General features: G+C 63.1%; 11 protein-coding genes. 4 read left to right on the top strand and 7 right to left on the bottom strand.

Going from position 1 to position 19,044, the window contains the following annotated elements; genetic code table 11:
* The first annotated feature begins 7 nt into the window (after window positions 1-7).
* On the top strand, window positions 8-2,125 hold the full coding sequence (locus tag G5S35_RS30370; RefSeq protein ID WP_237181609.1) for a TonB-dependent siderophore receptor: 2,118 nt from the start codon (window positions 8-10) through the stop codon (window positions 2,123-2,125).
* A 55-nt stretch (window positions 2,126-2,180) separates the two neighbouring features.
* On the opposite strand, the gene G5S35_RS40075 is transcribed toward G5S35_RS30370, so the two are convergent.
* The gene (locus G5S35_RS40075) at window positions 2,181-3,689 is read right to left on the bottom strand and encodes a methyl-accepting chemotaxis protein (protein ID WP_183039719.1); all 1,509 of its coding nucleotides are present in this window, start codon (window positions 3,687-3,689) and stop codon (window positions 2,181-2,183) included.
* A 319-nt stretch (window positions 3,690-4,008) separates the two neighbouring features.
* Here G5S35_RS40075 and G5S35_RS30360 point away from each other — a divergent pair, with 319 nt between their 5' ends.
* Together G5S35_RS30360 and G5S35_RS30355 are read left to right on the top strand one after the other, a co-directional pair.
* Window positions 4,009-5,250: an MFS transporter gene (locus tag G5S35_RS30360; RefSeq protein ID WP_065058464.1), complete on the top strand. Its 1,242-nt coding sequence runs from the start codon at window positions 4,009-4,011 to the stop codon at window positions 5,248-5,250.
* Between the two features lie 250 nt (window positions 5,251-5,500).
* Window positions 5,501-6,463, top strand: coding sequence for a LysR family transcriptional regulator (locus tag G5S35_RS30355; RefSeq protein ID WP_065058463.1), 963 nt, complete (start codon window positions 5,501-5,503; stop codon window positions 6,461-6,463).
* Between the two features lie 118 nt (window positions 6,464-6,581).
* Here the strand turns inward: G5S35_RS30355 and G5S35_RS30350 are convergent, their stop codons facing one another.
* The 3 genes from G5S35_RS30350 to G5S35_RS30340 form a co-directional block, all read right to left on the bottom strand.
* Window positions 6,582-8,168 carry an aldehyde dehydrogenase (NADP(+)) gene (locus G5S35_RS30350; protein WP_183039718.1) on the bottom strand — a complete coding sequence of 529 codons (1,587 nt, stop codon included), beginning with the start codon at window positions 8,166-8,168 and terminating at the stop codon, window positions 6,582-6,584.
* Window positions 8,169-8,170: 2 nt separating this feature from the next.
* On the bottom strand, window positions 8,171-9,841 hold the full coding sequence (locus G5S35_RS30345; RefSeq protein ID WP_183039717.1) for a thiamine pyrophosphate-binding protein: 1,671 nt from the start codon (window positions 9,839-9,841) through the stop codon (window positions 8,171-8,173).
* Between the two features lie 149 nt (window positions 9,842-9,990).
* Window positions 9,991-12,195 carry a TonB-dependent receptor gene (locus tag G5S35_RS30340; RefSeq protein ID WP_065058458.1) on the bottom strand — a complete coding sequence of 735 codons (2,205 nt, stop codon included), beginning with the start codon at window positions 12,193-12,195 and terminating at the stop codon, window positions 9,991-9,993.
* A 729-nt stretch (window positions 12,196-12,924) separates the two neighbouring features.
* Here G5S35_RS30340 and G5S35_RS30335 point away from each other — a divergent pair.
* A complete protein-coding gene (locus G5S35_RS30335) occupies window positions 12,925-14,061 on the top strand; it encodes a porin (protein ID WP_065058457.1) in 1,137 nt (378 codons plus the stop codon).
* Between the two features lie 151 nt (window positions 14,062-14,212).
* On the opposite strand, the gene adhE is transcribed toward G5S35_RS30335, so the two are convergent.
* The 3 genes from adhE to G5S35_RS30320 form a co-directional block, all read right to left on the bottom strand.
* Window positions 14,213-16,861 (bottom strand): bifunctional acetaldehyde-CoA/alcohol dehydrogenase, encoded by a 2,649-nt coding sequence (gene adhE / locus G5S35_RS30330; RefSeq protein ID WP_183039716.1) that lies wholly within the window; start codon window positions 16,859-16,861, stop codon window positions 14,213-14,215.
* Between the two features lie 102 nt (window positions 16,862-16,963).
* Window positions 16,964-17,431, bottom strand: coding sequence for a ubiquinone anaerobic biosynthesis accessory factor UbiT (gene ubiT, locus G5S35_RS30325; protein WP_065058454.1), 468 nt, complete (start codon window positions 17,429-17,431; stop codon window positions 16,964-16,966).
* Window positions 17,432-17,592: 161 nt separating this feature from the next.
* Window positions 17,593-18,693 (bottom strand): porin, encoded by a 1,101-nt coding sequence (locus tag G5S35_RS30320; protein ID WP_074983628.1) that lies wholly within the window; start codon window positions 18,691-18,693, stop codon window positions 17,593-17,595.
* Window positions 18,694-19,044: the final 351 nt, after the last annotated feature.

Below are 19,044 nucleotides of genomic sequence, written 5' to 3'. Positions count from 1 at the left end.
GCTCACCATGACGCCGCTCGCTTTCGCGGCACTGAGCCTCGCTTCGCCGTGGGCGCGCGCGCAAACCGCGCCTGCCGCGAACGGTAACGTTCTGGCCGCCGTGACGGTGTCGGGCGCGAACGACGCCGACGCAACCACCGAAGGCAGCGGCACCTACGCCGCGAAGCAGGCCACCATCGGCGGCAAGGTCGCGCAATCGATCAAGGAGACGCCGAACTCGGTCTCCGTGCTCACGCGCCAGCAGATGGACGACCAGAACGTGACGACCATCCAGGACGCGCTGCGCTACGTCACGGGCGTCAGCTCGATCGATTACGGCGACGGCACCGCGTATTTCCGCGCGCGCGGCTCGCAGCTCGGCATCGAGTTCGACGGCGTGCCGACCTTGAGCGGCCTGCAATATCAGCTGCAATTCGATCTGGCGATGTACGACCGCGTGGAAATCATGCGCGGTCCGGCCGGTTCGATCGACGGCATGGGCGAGCCGGGCGGCGTGGTAAATCTCGTGCGCAAGCGCCCGCAGGATCAATTCCATCTGTCGACCGAAACGCAGGTCGATTCGTTCGGCAGCGTGCGTCAGATGATCGACGTGACCGGGCCGCTGAACAAGGACGGCACGCTGCGCGGACGCGCGGTGCTGGTCGGCAGCGACGGCACGCAGTCCATCGACCGCACGCGCAGCAAGGAAGTGATGGCCTACGGCGCGCTCGACTGGGATCTCACGCCGCGCACGACGCTTTCGCTCTCGGGCGGCTATCAGGTTTCGCCGATTTCGGGCATCGACTACGGCGCGGGCGGCGTGCTCAACAGCACGCGCACCGCCCTCACCGGCCGCGTGCCGAGCTCGTTCACGCAGAACTTCAGCCCGAGCTGGAACTACGCGTACACCTCGCTGCAGGAAGGCAACGCGAACCTCGTGCATCGCTTCGAAAACGACTGGCAGTCGTCGACCACGCTGTTCTATCGCCACGAACTCTCGAAGGCGTATTACGCGTACTCCGGTCCGGGCGCGACCGCGAACGGTCTCGCGCTCTACGGCGATCAGCGCCAGCGCACGAGCTACGACTGGTTCGGCGCGGACAGCAACGTCTCGGGCCCGATCCATCTGTTCGGGCGAACGCATACGCTGACCATCGGCGCGAATTACTCGGTGATGACGTCGAGCGCGCAATCGGGTTATCTGGCGCTGAGCGGCCCGTACGGTGGCGCGTTCAGTCTCTACGATCCGAACGCCGTGCCCGCCGTGGATGTGCCCTACACGTTCGGCACCAATCATCGCACCGTGCAGTACGGCGTCTATGCGCAGGCGCGCATCAAACTCGCCGATCCGCTCACGCTGGTGCTCGGCGGCCGCGAGGCTTTCCTGCAGGACCGCACGCAATCGACGCTGCCGAGCGTCGGCGACTGGACCACCAACGCGCAGATCAATCACCGCTTCCTGCCCTCCGCCGGGCTGCTCTGGGATATCGTGCCGTCGATCACGGCCTATGCGAACTACGCGCGCTTTCTCGACGCGCAAACGGAGAGCACGTATTCGGGCACGGGCCTGCCGCCGCGTTCGGGCGAGCAGTATGAAGTGGGCGTGAAAGGCAGCTTCCTGAATGGCCGCCTGAATGCGAACGCCGCGCTGTTCCGTATCGACGACAACAACCGCGCCGTCGCCGATCCCGCGCACCAGTATTACTACGTCTCGGCGGGCAAGGCACGCGATCAGGGCGTGGAACTCGAAGTCACGGGCCAGCCGATGCCGGACTGGAACGTCTACGCGGGCTACACGTATCTGAATGCGCACTACGAGAACGACTCGCCCGATCTCACCGACGGCACCGATCCGAAGCACCTGTTCAAGCTGTGGACGAAGTACACGTTCTCGCGCGGCACGTTGCGCGGGTTCTCGGTGGGCGGCGGCATGCTCGCGCAAACGCGTATTTCACGCGGTGTCGAACAAGGCGCCTATGCGATTTTCAATGCGCAGATCGGTTATCGATTCAACAAGCATGTTGAAGCGTCGCTGCAATTGAATAACGTGTTTAATCGCGAGTATTACATTCGTCCGCCGAGCACGTATTACAGCGTATTCGGCGATACGCGCAATGTGATGCTGACGGTTCGATCGGACTTCTGATGATTCGCATTGCGCCGCGCGAAGGCAATATCGCGCGGCGCAATGCGATGTGTGCTTAATTGCGCACCCGGAAAACACCGACCACTTCATCGAGGCCGCTCGCCTGCTGCGCCATTGCCTGCGCCGCCGCCGACGCCTGCTCGACCAGCGCCGCATTCTGCTGGGTCGCGTGATCCATCTGCGAGACCGCTACGTTCACCTGGCCGATACCCGTGCTCTGCTCTTCGGAAGCCGAGGCAATTTCGCCGAGGATTTCGTTCACGCGCGAGACGTCGCGAATGATATCGGCGATCGTGGTGCCCGCTTCCTCGACCAGTCGCGAACCGGCGTCCACGCGCGACGTCGCCTGACCGATCAGGCCGCGAATCTCGCCCGCCGCCGTGGCCACGCGCTGCGCGAGCGTGCGCACTTCCGACGCCACGACCGCGAAACCGCGACCCTGATCGCCTGCACGCGCGGCTTCGACCGCCGCATTGAGCGCCAGAATATTGGTCTGAAACGCAATGCTCTCGATCGCGCTGATGATTTCGTTCATGCGCCGCGAGCTGTCCGCAATCCCCTGCATCGTCTGGACGACCTCGCCCACCACCACGCCGCCGCGTTGCGCCGTATCCGAGGCCGCGCCCGCCAGCGAAGTGGCCTGACGCGCGTTCTCGGCGTTCTGGCGCACCGTCGCGGTCAATTCCTCCATGCTCGACGCCGTTTCTTCGAGCGATGCGGCTTGCGCTTCCGTGCGTTGCGAGAGATCCGAATTGCCGCTGGCAATTTCGCGCGCGGCGGTATTGATCGCGCTTGCGCCATCGCGCACGCGGCCAATCATGTCGACGAGATTGGTTTGCATCGCCTTGACGCCTTCGAGCAATTGCCCCATTTCGTCGAGCGATTGGACTTCGATACGCGCGGTGAGATCGCCATTCGCAATCGCTTTGAAATGCGCGAGCGCCTGCGCAAGCGGACGGCCGATGGCGCGTTGCAACGCGATCCATGCGAACGCGGCGGCGCACAGCGCAAACAGCACGCCCAATACGGCCACGGTCACGAACCAGTGGAAACGCTCCTGCGCGCGATCGTATTTGGCGACGGCAAAACCGGCCTGCATTTTCTGCAACGCGTCGATGCTGCCCGTCACATCGCCATATAACGCCGACGACGTATTCTGGACTGCCGAGCGAATCTGATTGCCGTCCTTCGTTTCGATCGCGCGATAAATCGGCTCATAGCCGTCCTGCAACAACTGCTTGAGTTTGGCGTCGATTTCGTCGGCCTTGCGCGCTTCCTCGTCGTTATAGCTGGGCAGCTTGCGATAAGCCTCCCACGACTGCTTCGCGTGATCGAGCTGATCGCGCGAATTCTGCTCGGAGCGCGCGATGTCGGGTGCATCGGGCGCGAGACCAATGCGGAACAGCCACAGACGGCTGCGCGCCAGCGCGACGCTCGTCTGGCTCAGCGCCACCGCCGAGCCGAGTTGATTGGAATACAGCGTTTGCAGATCGTGATTGCTGGAACTCACACCTGCAACCCCCATCGAGCCGCCAATGACCAGTAGGCAGCCGAGAAACCCCATCGCGAGAGCCAGGCGCGCGCGGATTGTAATTTTTTAAACATATCGCAGAGTGAAATCGCTGAAAGAACAGAGGAATTCAAATTCGAGCCGTTGCCCCCGTCTACGGCATCAATGATCGAAACTTGAGAACGTTGAGCATTTCACAGCGTTATTTGCGCACTCAGTCTTTTTTCGCATATCTGCTATGCGTCATACGCAAGGGCGGCAATCTGGCATGCCCGCATAATCACTGTCACAAGTTATTTCACGGTTCGGCAGCCTTTGCCCGACCTTCGATATAGAACAAAGCGGGCGGCAGCCTGCGCTGGAGATCAACCTCATGCAGACGTGGTACAGCACCATGAATTCCTCCCAGCGGCGCACCTTTTGGGCGTGTTTCCTCGGCTGGGTGCTGGACGCCATGGACGTGCAGTTCTTCGCGTTCGTCATTCCCACCCTGCTGACCGCCTGGCACATGACCAAGGCGCAGGCCGGCGTGATCGGCACCTCGGCGCTGGTCGCCTCGGCCGTGGGCGGTGTGATTGCGGGCGTGCTCGCAGACCGTATCGGCCGCGTTCGCGTGCTCAAGCTGGCGATTCTGTGGTTCTCGCTGTTCACCGGCCTCTCGGCTTTCACGAACGGCTTCCATCAATTGCTGTTCACGCGCAGTCTGCAAGGTCTCGGCTTCGGCGGCGAATGGGCGGCGGGCGCGATCCTGATCGGCGAAGTCGTCGACAAGCGCATTCGCGGACGCGCGGTGGGCTGCGTGCAAAGCGGCTGGCCCGTGGGTTATGCGCTCGCCGCGCTGCTCTACTGGGTGCTGTTCAGCGCGCTGCCCGAACAATATGCGTGGCGCGTACTGTTCCTGCTGGGCATTCTGCCGGGCCTGCTGGTGCTGTGGATGCGCCGCAATGTCGACGAATCGGCGGCCTTCGAATCGGCGGCGGAATTCCGCGCGCAAAGCGGTCTGTTCGACACCTTCGGCCGCATCTTCGCGCCCAGCGTGTTGCCGCGCACCCTGCTGGCCTCGGCGATGGCAGCCGGCGCGCTCGGCGGCAACTACACGATTCTCACGTGGCTCGTGACGTATCTGCGCGAAACACAAAGCCTGACCATCAACCTGACGACGATGTATCTCGCCGTCAATATCTTCGGCTCGTTCTGCGGCTACGTCGGCATGGCGTATCTGAGCGATGCGATCGGCCGACGCTGGACCTTCTCGCTCTCGGCGGCGGGCGCGACGCTCACGGTGCTGGCTTATACGCACCTGCATCTGCCGATGTCCGCGCTGCTGGTGCTGGGCTTTCCGCTCGGACTGTTCCAGTCGGGCATCGTCTCCGGCATGGGCGCATGCTTCACCGAGCTGTTCCCGGTGCAGATCCGCGCCTCGGCGGGCGGCTTCTCGTACAATTTCGGTCGCGGCATCGGTTCGCTGGTGCCCGCTGCGGTCGGCATCACGAGCGCGTCGGTCGGGCTGGCGAAGTCGATCGGCGTGTGGGCGGCGGCGTCGTATGTGGTGGTGTTCATCGTCGCCGTGTTTCTGCCTGAAACGCGCAACAAGCAACTCGAAGGGCAAGCCTGATTTTCACGCTTGATCACTTCGGCTGAATTCGCCTGAATTCGACTGAAAGCGGCGCGTGCCTGGGTCTCCGAACGATTCCCGGTCACGCGCCGCGTCTTTTCCACTATCAAGGAAAACGTCAGCTTCCGGGTCATGACGTGATATAACGAGCACTTGCGCAATCCGTACCGGCCCGCGCCTCCATCATGCGCACGGCCACTCCCGCGGCCACCCCGGTACTCGCGCGTACATCGCCGCTCGTGAATCGCCCATGAACTCAGACGACCTCGCCGTCTTCGCCCACGTCGCGAAGACCGGCAGCATTTCGCGCACCGCGATGGAACTGGGCGCGAACCAGTCCACCGTCAGCCGCCGTATCGCCGTGCTCGAAGCCGAACTGGGCGTGCGTCTCTTCCGCCGCAGCGGCCGTGGCGTCGGGCTCACCGAACGCGGCGCCCAGCTGCTCGGTTATGCGCAAACGCTCGAACGCACGCTCGACGAAGCGCGCGGCGCGATGCGCAGCGGCGTCGAAAGCGGGCCCGCCCGGCTCGTCATCGCCGCTCAACCCACGATTGCCCGCATCATGTTCGCGAGCCTCGGCCATCGGCTGCGCGCGCGTTATCCGAATACGCGCGTGCGCTTTATCGAAGGTCTCGCGAGCCAGATTCTCGGCCGCCTGAGCGACGGCGAAATCGATCTGGCCGTCATGTACGTGCCCGAGCATCGCGGCGCGATGCAGTTCGACACGCTGCTCGCGGAACAGATCTGTCTCGTCGCGCCGGCGAATTACGCACTGCCCGAAGGACTCGCCGACGTCAGCCTGCTCGGCCAGGTACCGCTCATTCTGCCGAGCACGCATCACGGCCTGCGCGTGCTGGTCGAATCGCTCGCGGCGCGCCACGGCTTCACGCCGCGCATCGTGCTCGAATGCGACGGATCGATCTCGCTGACCAAACGTCTCGTGATCGCGCAATGCGGCTGCACGGTGCTGCCCGCCGCTTCCGTGATCGAGGAAGTCGCCGATGGCCGCCTGCAATGCGTGCCGCTCGACAATCCCGTGGTCATGCGCGACGTGGCGATTGCGTGGCCGCAGAATCGTACGATGCCGGACGGCGTCTGGAGCGTGGCGCAGATGATTCGCGACGTCGCCGCCGATCTGGTGACGAGCGGCGACTGGCCCGGCACGGCGCTCACGCCCGGCACGCCGGACGAACCGCACCTTTCGGAAGGCTGACCGATCCAGCCCGCGCTTTTAAAAACCGCGGCGCCAATGAAAACGCCCGCGAGCGCATCGTGCGATGCATTCGCGGGCGTTGTACTTTCCAGCTTTAATTCAGGCTTTAATTCCGACGTTAATCGCGCTTCAGATCGCCGTCGTAAAGACGCCAGATGTCGAGCGGATTCGCCTGCTTGAGCGCGTCCGGCAGCAGCGTATCGGGCACCGACTGATAGCAGACCGGACGCAGGAAACGGTCGATGGCCGTCGCGCCAACCGAGGTCGTGCGCGTATCCGACGTCGCCGGGAACGGGCCGCCGTGCACCATCGCATGACTGACTTCGACGCCGGTCGGGAACGCATTGAACAGCACGCGGCCCGCCTTGCGCTCGAGCGTCGGCAACAGCGCGCGGGCGTGCTCGTGATCGGCTTCGTCGAGATGCACGGTGGCCGTCAACTGGCCGCTCATGCGGCGCAGCACGGTGCGCAGTTCGTCGAGATCGCGGCACGCCACGATCAGCGAACTCGGCCCGAAGATTTCTTCCTGCATCTCCGCTTCGGCGAGGAACGCGCGCGCATCGGTGCGCAGCAGCGCGGGCACCGCGTCGAACGCGCCTGCTGCTTCACGGCCGTTCGCGAGCGTCGTCACGTCGGCCAGCGCGCTGAGGCGATCGACACCGCGGCAATACGCGGCGTGGATATTGGGCGTCAGCATGGTCGTCGCGGCCTTCGCGCTGATGGCCTGCGAAGCCTTCGCGCAGAACGCGTCGAGCGCCGCGCCTTCGAGCGCGAGCACGATGCCAGGATTCGTGCAGAACTGGCCCGTGCCGAGCACGATCGAATCGGCGTACTCGCTGGCGATCTGCTCGCCGCGCGCTTCAAGCGCCGCGGGCAACAGCACGACCGGATTGATGCTGCTCATTTCCGCGTAGACGGGAATCGGCTCGGGGCGCGCCTGCGCGATGCGTTGCAGCGCGAGACCGCCCTGACGAGAACCCGTGAAACCCACGGCCTGAATCTCCGGATGACGTACGAGCGCTTCGCCGACCGCCGTGCCTTCGCCGATCAGCAGCGAGAACACGCCGTCCGGCATGCCGGTTTCGCGCGCGGCGCGGGCGATCGCGTGGCCCACGAGTTCCGACGTGCCGAGGTGCGCCGGATGCGCCTTGACGATCACCGGGCAACCCGCGGCCAGCGCCGACGCCGTGTCGCCGCCCGCCACCGAAAACGCGAGCGGGAAATTGCTTGCGCCGAACACGGCGACCGGCCCGAGGCCGATGCGTCGCAGACGCAGATCCGGGCGCGGCAGCGGCGCGCGCTGCGGCAGCGCCGGATCGATGATCGCGCCGTGCCAGCGGCCGTCGCGCACGACCGCCGCGAACAGCTTCAGCTGATTCACCGTGCGCATGCGCTCGCCTTCGAGACGCGGCATCGGCAGCGCGGTTTCGAGATGCGCGCGTTCGGTGAGCGCCGGGCCGAGATCGATGAGCGCCTGGGCGATGGCTTCGAGAAACGCGGCGCGCCGCTCGTCGGAGAGTGCGCGGTAGGCGTCGAATGCGTCGGCTGCCAGCGTGCAGGCGCGCTCGACGTCGTCGGCGCTCGCGCAGCCGAATGCAGGCGCGAGCGCCTCGCCGGTCAGCGCCGCGTGCGCGTAGGTCACGCCATCGGCGCCCTTCACCGGCGTGCCGCCGATGATCATCATGCCTTGAATGTCGGTTGTCATGCTCATGCGCTCAAACGGTTAGCGGGAGTGATCTGCAGCGGATCGGTGCGAAGCTCGATGAGCGCCGCCACGCCGGCACGCTGCGCGCGCTCGAAGGCCGCCGCGAAATCTTCGGTGCGCTCGACACGTTCGGCATGTGCGCCGAAAGCCTGCGCCATCGCCACGAAATCGGGATTCACGAATTGCGTGGCCGACACGCGGCCCGGATATTCGCGCTCCTGATGCATGCGGATCGTGCCGAGCATATTGTTGTTCACGACGATGACAATCAGCGGTGCGCCGAACTGCACCGCCGTCGCCAGTTCCTGCGGATACATCATGAAGCAGCCGTCGCCGGCGAAGCACACGACCGAACGCTGCGGATTCTGGATTTTCGCCGCGATGGCCGCCGGGAAGCCGTAGCCCATCGCGCCGTTGGTCGGCGCGAGTTCCGTGGCCGGGCTGCGATAGCGGTAAAAACGATGCACCCAGACCGTGTAGTTGCCCGCGCCGTTCGAAATCACGGCATCGTCGGGCAGCACGTCGTTCAGATGCGCGACGACCTGCGCGAGATCCACGCCGTGGATTTCCGCGCTCGGCGCGGGCGGCGTCGAATGCGCGACGTAATCGGCGCGCGCCGTTTCCGTCCACGCCTGCCAGCGCTGCTGCGAGGCGGCCGCGACCGGCTTTACACCGTCGAGCGCCAGCGCGAACGCGCGCAGCGACGCGTGAATCGGCAGACGCGACTGGAACACGCGGCCCAGTTCCTCGGCGTCGGGATGGACATGCACCATGGTCTGCTTCGGCGCGGGGCTCTCGAACACCGTGTAGCCCGACGAGGTCGTTTCGGCGAGACGCGAACCGACGACGATCACCAGATCGGCCTCTTTGGCGCGATCCGACAGTTTCGGCGACACGCCGAGGCCGAGCTGGCCGACGTAATGCGGATCGCGATTGTCGAACAGATCCTGGCGGCGGAACGAGGCCGCGACCGGCAGATTGTTGGCGTGCACGAAGCGCTTGAGCGCGGCGCCCGATTCGGCGTCCCAGCCCGTGCCGCCGACCACCACCAGCGGACGCGTCGCGGCGTCGAGCAATTCGCGCAGCGTGTCGAGCGCCTGCGGTTCCGGCGCGGCATGCGCGATGCGCACGGCGGGTGCGTCGGCCACGGCGGCCGCACCGAACAGCACGTCTTCGGGCAGCGCGATCACGACCGGACCCGGACGGCCCGAGAGCGCCACGCTGAACGCCTTCGCGACGATCTCGGGAATGCGCTCCACGCTTTCGATCTGCGTGACCCACTTGGCGATGCCGCCGAACATCTGGCGGTAATCGACTTCCTGGAACGCGCCGCGACCGATGAAATCCTGCTCGACCTGGCCGATGAACAGGATCATCGGCGTGGAATCTTCGCTCGCCGTGTGCACGCCGTTGCTCGCGTGCGTGGCGCCGGGGCCGCGCGTCACGAAACAGATGCCGGGGCGACCCGTCAGCTTTCCGTAGGCATCGGCCATGTTCGAGGCCGCGCCTTCGTGGCGCGTGGTGATCGTGCGCACGCCATGCGCGTCGTGCAGGGCGTCGAGCACCGGCAGATAGCTTTCGCCGGGCACACAGTAGACGGTATCGACGCCATTGCGCACGAGCGCGTCCACGAGGATGCGGCCGCCGTTGCGCGGCTGGGCGATTTCAGACATGAGTTCAGGCTCCCTGTTGCAAGGTGTCGCGCGAACTCAGCCGCTGGGCCGGACGCGCTTCGGAATGCCTGAAATTATCCGGACCGCGCATGGCGTTGGGCGCGCGCATGCCGCATAGCAGCTATGCGCGGCATGCGCGATGGCTCCCTTTAGAAGTCCGTCGTCACCGAGAACCACGCCGTGCGCGGCTCGGCCTGCGTCAAATATCCGCCGAGCGCCGACGACCAGTACGAGCGATTGGCGAGATTCGTCACCATCACGTTGAAGCTCGTGTCGTGCTTGAGGATCTGCGTCTTGTAGCGCGCGCCCACGTCGAAACGCGTCCACGACGGGATCTTCTGCGTGTTCGCCGTGTCGAGATACTGCGAGCTGGTCCAGATCGCGCGGCCCATCAGCGTGAGGCCCGGCAGTTGCGGCACGTCGTATTCGAGGTTCGCGTTGAAGGTCCACGCCGGCACGCCGATCGGACGGTTGCCGTTCTCCGAGGCGTCGCCCGTGTCCATCAGTTTGGCGTCGATATACGACACGCCGCCGATCACGCGCAGGCCCTTGAGCGGCTCGCCGTACATCGAGAACTCCGCGCCGCGGTGGCGCTGAATGCCGTCCGCGGCGTAGATGTTGGTCACGCTGTTCGTGTACGCGACCTGCTGCTTGATCTGGTAGATCGCGAACGCCGCGCCGTAATGATTCGCGTCGTACTTGACGCCCGCTTCGTACTGTTTGGCGCGGAACGGGGCGAGCACCTGGCCGACGTTGGCCGTGCCGCTCGGCGCCGTGCCGCCTTCGACGAGGCTTTCCGCGCGGTTCGCGTAGATCGACAGATTCGGCTGAAGCTTGTAGACGAGGCCGAGAATCGGCGTGGTCGCGGAATCGTTGTACGCCGAGTCCTGCGTTTCCGAACCGTATTCATAGCCGTTTTCGACGATGTTCTGACGACGCGCGCCAACCGTGAACAGCAGGCGGTCGTGGAAGAAGCCGAGCGTGTCCGACACGACGAAGCTGCGCATCAGCGTCGTGCTCGTCAGGCCCGGATCGGAGAAGTCGCCCGCGCCATACGTGGTGCCCGGGATCGCAACCGTCGCCGTGTTGTAGAGGCTCGTCGACCACGGGAGGCCGTAGCTCCAGTTATAAGCGCCGTACTCCGCGATGCGTTCGATCTGCCAGCCCGCATTGACCTGGTTCGAAACCGGGCCGAGATTGAACTTGCCGCGCACACCCGTCTGCGCCGAGATCGCGTTTTCCTTGAACAGCGTGTTCATCCGATACGCCGTCGTCGAGCCCGCATCGTAGGTGGGCGTCTCGTACTGCCCCAGTTCGGTCGTATGACGCGAGCCGATGCCCGCGTAAGCGGTCCAGTTCGGCGCGATGTCGTATTCGCCGCGCAGCATGCCGACCGTGTCTTCCTGCTTCGAATACGTCCACGGCTGCGCGTAGTTGTAGCTCGCCGACGGCGTGGACGGCATGTCGTCGCCCGTCACGAACACGCCCGGACGGCCGCCCGTGATGTTGTTCTTCTGATAGAGGAAGTCGGCGTAGAGACGCAGCTTGTCGCCGCGATAATCGAGCGAAATCGCGGTTTGCTGCGAGTGGCTGTCCTGGTTCTGCACGGCCGTGCTGCCGCCCACCACGGTCTGGTTCACGCGAATGCCGAACTGGTCGTTGTCGCCGAAGCGGCGGCCCACGTCCACGTGCGTGCCGAGTTCGCCCGACGCGCTGCCCTCCACCGTCACGCGCGTGACGGGCTTATCGTCCGCGACTTTGGTCTGCACGTTGATCGTGCCGCCCACGCCCGAGCCGCCCGGCGCCGCGCCGTTCACGAACGCGCTCGCGCCCTTGAAGATATCGACGCGCTCGATCGCGCCGGTGTCGACCATCTGGCGCGGCGTGAGGCCGTAGAAGCCGTCGAGGCCCACGTCGTCCGAATAGACCTGGAAGCCGCGGATGATATAGGTCTCGGAGAAGTTGCCGTAGCCGAGCGCGGTGCGCACGGCCGGATCGTTGGCGACGACGTCGGCGACCGTTTGCGCCTGCTGATCCTGAATCAGCTTCGACGTGTAGCTCGTGACCGAAAACGGCACGTCGAGCATCTTCTGCTTGCCGAGCACGCCGATCGACGCGCCGCTCGCGACCTGCCCGCCCGCATACGCCGGCGCAAGGTCGCCGGGCAGCGCGGCGCGAGCCGCTTTCACACTCACGGCGGGCAACACCGACGACTTCGCACTGTCCGTGGTGGCGCTATCGCTCGTGGCATCGGCGGCATACGCGTGGACGGACAGGCTGGCGAGCGCGAAAGCCGCAGCGGCGAGCGGAGCCAGGCGAAACGCCTGCACGGGTGAGTGTGTGGTTCGGTTCATGAATGTTTGAGTTTCCGCAGCGTAATCAACCAATAGCGGGTCGTTTGACCCAAGGTGCATCAAAGGCCGCGATCATAGCTGCAAATGAGAATGATTCTCCTTACTAACTGTCAGATTGGAAGGTTGCGGTAACGACGAGTAAGAATTGAACTCGCGCGGCCATCGCGCGCCCGAATGCGTGCGCTTGTGTCAGCCTTGCGCGACAAGCCTCCGCGCAGATCGGCATGCCGCAATGCCGGTAAACAACCGTAAAAATTGGTGGTGAAGCGCTGTGTCGCAGACTGTTGCGCCGTAGTCACACTGCGCGCTTGCGTGTGGCTTTCATGTCACTCGTCGAATCGCACCCAACGACGCGAATCGAGGCTGAAAATGTCTGCGGAAGTCGCCCCGTAAATGTCGATGGACGCATTACGTTTCGAAATAGCGTGCATTTCATTGCGCTATTCGACTTTCGCTATAATTCGTAATCTCGATTAACGAATATTTCAGAAAACTCGTGAGAATCGCGTTCCACAGCGTGCTCGAAGCTCGTCGACAACGAGCAAATACATCGTTTTTTACGACACATTTCGATAAAACATACCGGTCACGTAATAAACGGGAATAACAAAGAACAATCGGTGATTCGAATCGTGGCGTGCAGACCACAAGCGTAAAAAACAATTTTGGATATCGCGTTATGCTCCGCGCTCGCTCTCATCGAGCGAATAACAATTCCATGGAGTAACGATGAAAAAGACTACCCTTTCCGCTCTCGCAGTCGCTGCCGCCGGTTTCGCCAGCGTCGCCCACGCACAGAGCACCGTCACGCTGTACGGTTTGATCGACGCAGGCATCGCCTATAGCAGCAACTCGGGCGGCGCGCATGAATTCGCAGCCACCAGCGGCGCGCTGAACGGCAGCCGTTTCGGCCTGAAGGGTCAGGAAGACCTCGGCGGCGGCCTGAAGGCGATCTTCGTCCTCGAAAACGGTTTCAGCGTCATGAGCGGCGCGCTCAAGCAAAACAGCCGCATGTTCGGCCGCCAGGCATTCGTCGGTCTGTCGAGCAACCAGTACGGTTCGCTCACGCTCGGCCGCCAGTATGACAGCGTGGTCGACTATCTCGCCCCGCTCGCGCTCAACGGCACGCAATACGGCGGCACGATCGCCTCGCACCCGTACGACAACGACAACCTGAACAACTCGTTCCGTATCAGCAATTCGGTCAAGTTCCAGAGCGTCGATTACAACGGCTTCAAGTTCGGCGCCCTCTATGGCTTCTCGAACGAAGCTGACGGCTTCGCCGACAACCGCGCATACAGCGTCGGCGCATCGTACGCATTCGGCGGCCTGAAGTTCGGCGCCGGCTACCTGCAGGTCAACGGCTCGGGTTCGAGCAACACGAGCGGCGCGGTCAGCACCGACGCCACCTTCACGGCAGGCCGTCAACGCACCTACGGCGCAGGCGTGAACTACGCGTTCGGCGCAGCGAACGTCGGTTTCGTCTTCACGCAGACGCAACTGAGCAACGCCACGCTGATCGGTTCGTCGAACTCGGGCACGTCGTCGGGCATCGGCCTCGATGGCAGCGCGCGCTTCACGAACTATGAAATCAACGCGCGTTACAACCTGACGCCGGCCCTGTCGTTCTCGGGCGCGTACACGTACACGGATGCGAGCCTGAAGGGCGTCGATCCGAAGTACCACCAGATCACGCTGCAGTCGGATTACGCGCTCTCGAAGCGCACCGACGTGTACGCCGAAGCTGCGTACCAGCACGTGGGCAGCACGGGCGATTCGGGCATCGGCGCGGATATCGTCGGTTTCTCGGCGTCGTCGTCGAGCTCGCAGGTCGTCGGCACGGTCGGCATCCGCCACCGCTTCTGATCGGTCTTGATCGCACCATGAGAGTCGCCCTGCGCGAACGATCGCATCGTTCGGCGCGGGGCTTGTCGAGCGTGTTGCACAGCGCGTGACGCCGAGTGACCCGCGCGAATCGACGACCCGGTTGCCCGATGGGCGACCGGGTTTTTTACGTTTACAGTCCGTCTATGGCAACGGTGACTTCGGGTTCAGCCACGTCGCCGACGCGTTCGACATAAGCCCGCCCATAGTAGCTGTCGAGCAGTAGCTGGCGGATTTCGGCAATCAACGGATAGCGCGGATTCGCGCCCGTGCATTGATCGTCAAACGCATTTTCCGCGAGCGCGTCGAGACACGCGTGGAATCGCGCTTCGGGCACACCCGCCGCCTGAATCGACGCCGGGATGTTGAGCCATTGCTTGAGTTCCTCGATCCACGCCACCAGCGCCTCGACCTTCTCGTCCACTGAAACACCGCCGAGCGAAAGCGCGTCGGCAATTTCCGCGTAACGGCAGCGCGCAACGGGCCGGTCGTACTGGCTGAAGGCCGCCTGTTTCGACGGGACATCGTTCGCGTTGTAGCGAATCACGTTCGCGATCAGCAACGCATTCGCGAGGCCGTGCGCAAGACCGAATTCCGCGCCGAGTTTGTGCGCCATCGAGTGACACACGCCGAGGAAAGCATTCGCAAAGGCGATACCCGCAAGCGTCGCGCCGTTGTGAACCTGCTCGCGAGCAACCGGATCGCCCGCGCCGCGCGCGTATGCGGACGGCAAATACACCTTCAACAATTTGAGCGCCTGCAACGCCTGCGCGTTCGAATACTCGTTTGCCATCACGGAGACATACGCTTCGAGCGCATGCGTGACCGCATCGATGCCGCCGTAAGCCGTGAGATCGCGCGGCATGTGCATGACGAGATCCGCATCGACGATAGCGATATTCGGCGTGAGTTCGTAATCGGCAATCGGATATTTGAGTCCGGTCTTCTCGTCGGTCACGACGGCGAACGGCGTGACTTCGGAACCCGTGCCCGAGGTGGTGGGAATGGCGACGAGTTCCGCTTTCACGCCCAGGCGCGGGAAGCGATGAATACGCTTGCGAATATCCATGAAACGCTGCGCCAGTTCCTCGAAACGAATTTCGGGGTGTTCGTACATCACCCACATGATCTTGGCCGCGTCCATGGCGCTGCCGCCGCCGAACGCAACGATCACATCGGGCTTGAAGGCGCGCAGTGCAGCGGCGCCGCGACGCACCATGTCGAGCGTCGGGTCCGCTTCGACGTCGCTGAACACCGACACCTCCAGCCCCTGCGATTTGAGCGTTCGAATCAGTTCGCCCGCATAGCCTTGCGTGAAAAGAAAGCGATCGGTCACAACCGTGGCGCGCGTTTTGTCGCGCAGATCTTCGAGCGCGAACGGCAAACAGCCGCGGCGGAAATAAATACTCTTCGGCAATTTATGCCACAGCATATTCTCCGCCCGTTTAGCGACGATCTTCCGGTTGATCAGATGTTGCGGGCCGACGTTTTCCGAAACGGAATTGCCGCCCCACGAACCGCAGCCGAGCGTGAGCGACGGCGCGAGCCTGAAGTTATAGAGGTCGCCGATACCGCCGTGCGACGAAGGCGTATTCACGAGCACACGCGACGTCTTCAAACGTTTGCCGAACAGCGCGACGCGATCCCGCTGATTGTCCTGATCCGTATACAGCACCGACGTGTGACCGATGCCGCCCAGCTCGACGAGCGCTTCGGCGATTTCCACTGCGTGAGCGAAGTCGCGCGCGCGATACATGGCGAGCGTAGGCGACAACTTCTCGTGCGCAAACGGTTCGTCTTCGCCGTATGAGGTGACTTCCGCAATCAGGATCTTCGTATTCTCGGGCACGTTCACGCCCGCGATATCCGCGATGGTCACCGCCGATTGCCCGACAATATCGCCGTTGAGGCGGCCGCCGACGATCAGGAAGGTGCCCACTGCGCCCGCTTCTTCCGGCGACAACACATACGCGCCCGACTTTGCGAAGCGCTCGCGTACCGCGTCATAGATTTCATCCACGACGATCACCGATTGCTCCGACGCGCATACCACGCCGTTGTCGAATGTCTTCGACATCAGGATCGAGGCGACGGCGCGCTTGATGTCACTGGTTTCGTCGATGACGGCCGGCGTATTGCCCGCGCCCACGCCAATGGCCGGTTTGCCCGACGAATACGCGGCCTTCACCATGCCTGGGCCGCCCGTCGCGAGAATCAGATTGATGTCGTCGTGCGTCATCAGGTGATCGGACAATTCGGCGCTCGGCGCATCGATCCAGCCGATGATATCGGCGGGTGCGCCTGCCGCCACCGCGCCTGCGAGCACGATGCGCGCGGCTTCGCACGTCGAGCGGCGCGCACGCGGATGCGGGCTGAAAATAATGCCGTTGCGCGTCTTCAGTGCGATCAGCGCCTTGAAGATCGCGGTGGAGGTGGGATTGGTGGTCGGCACGATCGCGCAAACGAGCCCGACCGGCTCCGCAATCGTCATCGTGCCCGCGCTTTCGTCGACGGCAATCACGTCGCAGGTCTTTTCGTCTCGCCACGCGTTGTAAATGTACTCCGACGCGAAGTGATTCTTGATGACCTTGTCTTCGAGCACGCCCATTCCCGTCTCTTCCACCGCCATGCGTGCAAGGGAAATGCGAGCTTCGGACGCGGCGAGCGCAGCGCTGCGAAAGATTTCATCGACTTTCTTCTGCGGGAACGTGGCGAATATTTCCTGCGCTTTTTTCACGCGCGCAATCAGGGAGTCGAGCTCCGTCCTGCTGGCGACGAACATAGACAATCCTCACAAATGATGCAACACGGCCCGGCTGGCCGTGCTTCTGCAAATCTTCAACTGGCGATCTCGGCGAAAACGATCGCGGGGAACACGTTGGCGCTAGGCGCCGAGATTGCGAGGCATATTGGTGCGCCACAATTGCATGACGGTCTCCAGCGAGGTGGTGCCGAAATCCATGTCCGAAAACATTTCCTTGACGGCGAATCCAATGTCGAGATCGCCTTCGAGTACGATCCGCCGGCTATAAAACAGCGTGTCGAACGGCGTCTCGCCGCCGATTACCGCGCGGAAATCTTCGAACGTCGCGCTCATTTTCAAGTCCACTTCGCGCGGCTCCGGGAGCGCTTCGAATACGCCATCGCATACCGCGAAATCGAAGCGCACGCCAATGTCGGCAACCTGCGCCTGCAGCGCACGACCTTCGAGTAACTTGAGCGTTTTCGCAGGAATATCGTGTCGCAAGGTTTTGTTCAGCACGTTGACGAGCGCCTCGGAGCCGGGAAGCGTCGGCATGCAAGACAACATGCCGCCGAGCGCGACCGAAATGCGATAAAGATAGTCATTCATACGGCGAGCCTTTCTGGATATCGATCATGTCTGGACCTCGTGCTGCGAGTGCTTGATTCGCCGTTTCGTCGCCCGTTGCCGCATGGTGTTTTTTTATCCACGCGGCGACGGGCGAATTTCCGGAACATGAATCACGCCGGAAATTCACGTGGCTGGCACGTTTAAAAGCGATGACGAATACCGATACGTGCGACCGTCTGAACGTTGCTGCTCGAGGCGTCTTCGGTGGTGTTCTGCCCGCTCAATTGCGCTTGCGCGCCCTTGTTCGCAATCTGATAAAGCGCCATGGCGTACACGCTCGTGTTCTTCGAGAGCGAGTATTCGGCGATGCCAGAAAGCTGGTTCGCGTGGTTGTTGTCGACGGTCTGATTGCCCTTCATATACATGTACGAAGCGCCCATCTTGAACGCGCTCGTGAAGTGGTATTCAGCACCCGCGGTGACTTCCCAGACAGAGCCGCCGTTCTCCGAGTTATGCACGGTCGTGAACAGCGCATTGGTGCGCCAGTTACCGAAGTCGTAATGCGCGCCCGCGCCCCAGCGACGCACGCTGATCTGCGGCGAGCCTGCCGTGTACGTCTTGATGTTCGTATAAGCCGCGTCCGCACCGAACGAGGCCGCCTTGTAGCTCAGCGAAAAGCTCTGCGCGTTGCCCGCACCCACCGAACCCGCAACGTTGCCGAATGCGTACATCGCGCCGAAGTTGAATCCGCCGAATCGCGGCGAGACATACTTCACCGAGTTGGTGACCGGCGTGCCGCCGCTCATCATGTCCCAGTCGAACGAACCCGTCGGGTTGCCGGGCAGGTCGAGCTTCTGGAACGGACCGGCGCGGAAGTCGTAGAAGTGGCCGGACAGTTCCGAGGGATCGTCGCCGTTAAAGAACAGCGTGTCCGTCATGAATTCGTACTGATTCCCCACCGTCAACTTGCCGAAACGGTCGTTCTGCAGGCCCACCAGCGACGTGCGAGAAAAGAGACTCTGGTCTGCCGTGAATTCGCCGGTATCGACCGAGAACTGATCCACCAGTTCGAAGATGGCCTTGGTGCCGCCGCCGAGATCCTCGACGCCGCGCAGGCCCAGCAGATCCGGCCCGTTGACGCCGTCGTCCATCATGAAGTTGCGTGTGCCGCCCTGGTTGCTGACATAGTTGATGCCGACATCCATTTGGCCCCACAGCGTCACGCTGCTCTGCGCATGCGCGACCGATGCCGTCAGCACCCCTGCCGCGACGAGCGCCGCCGATAATACGATCCTGGTCATTAGTAATCCTGTGTTAGTTCTTCACAACCGTGCGGACTACGCCCGGGTTTCCCCAACCGCGCAACGAGGCGTAACCGCACTACCCACCGACGACTTCGTTCTAGATTTTTCTACCGCCAATCCACTGCGATTGAATCCGGTCAATCGAAAACTCGATGCGTCAATCGATCGACCACCCCACTTTCACTGCGACAAATAATCACGCCATTCAGAATAAATAGCTTATTGCCATCAAAAATTTTCCGGATATTTCGCTACGCCTGCCGACCCGGCTCAAGTAGCGAACAATCCAGCATGCCACCCGCGTTACGTGCACACGCCGGCTACACACGTGGTTGCGGGAATACTCAA

Origin of the sequence: Paraburkholderia tropica (assembly GCF_014171495.1) — a bacterium.
In the GTDB taxonomy this organism is placed as follows: Bacteria; Pseudomonadota; Gammaproteobacteria; order Burkholderiales; family Burkholderiaceae; genus Paraburkholderia; species Paraburkholderia tropica.
The sequence above is the reverse complement of the archived record's forward strand: the minus strand, read 5'-3'. Positions and strand labels throughout refer to the sequence as shown.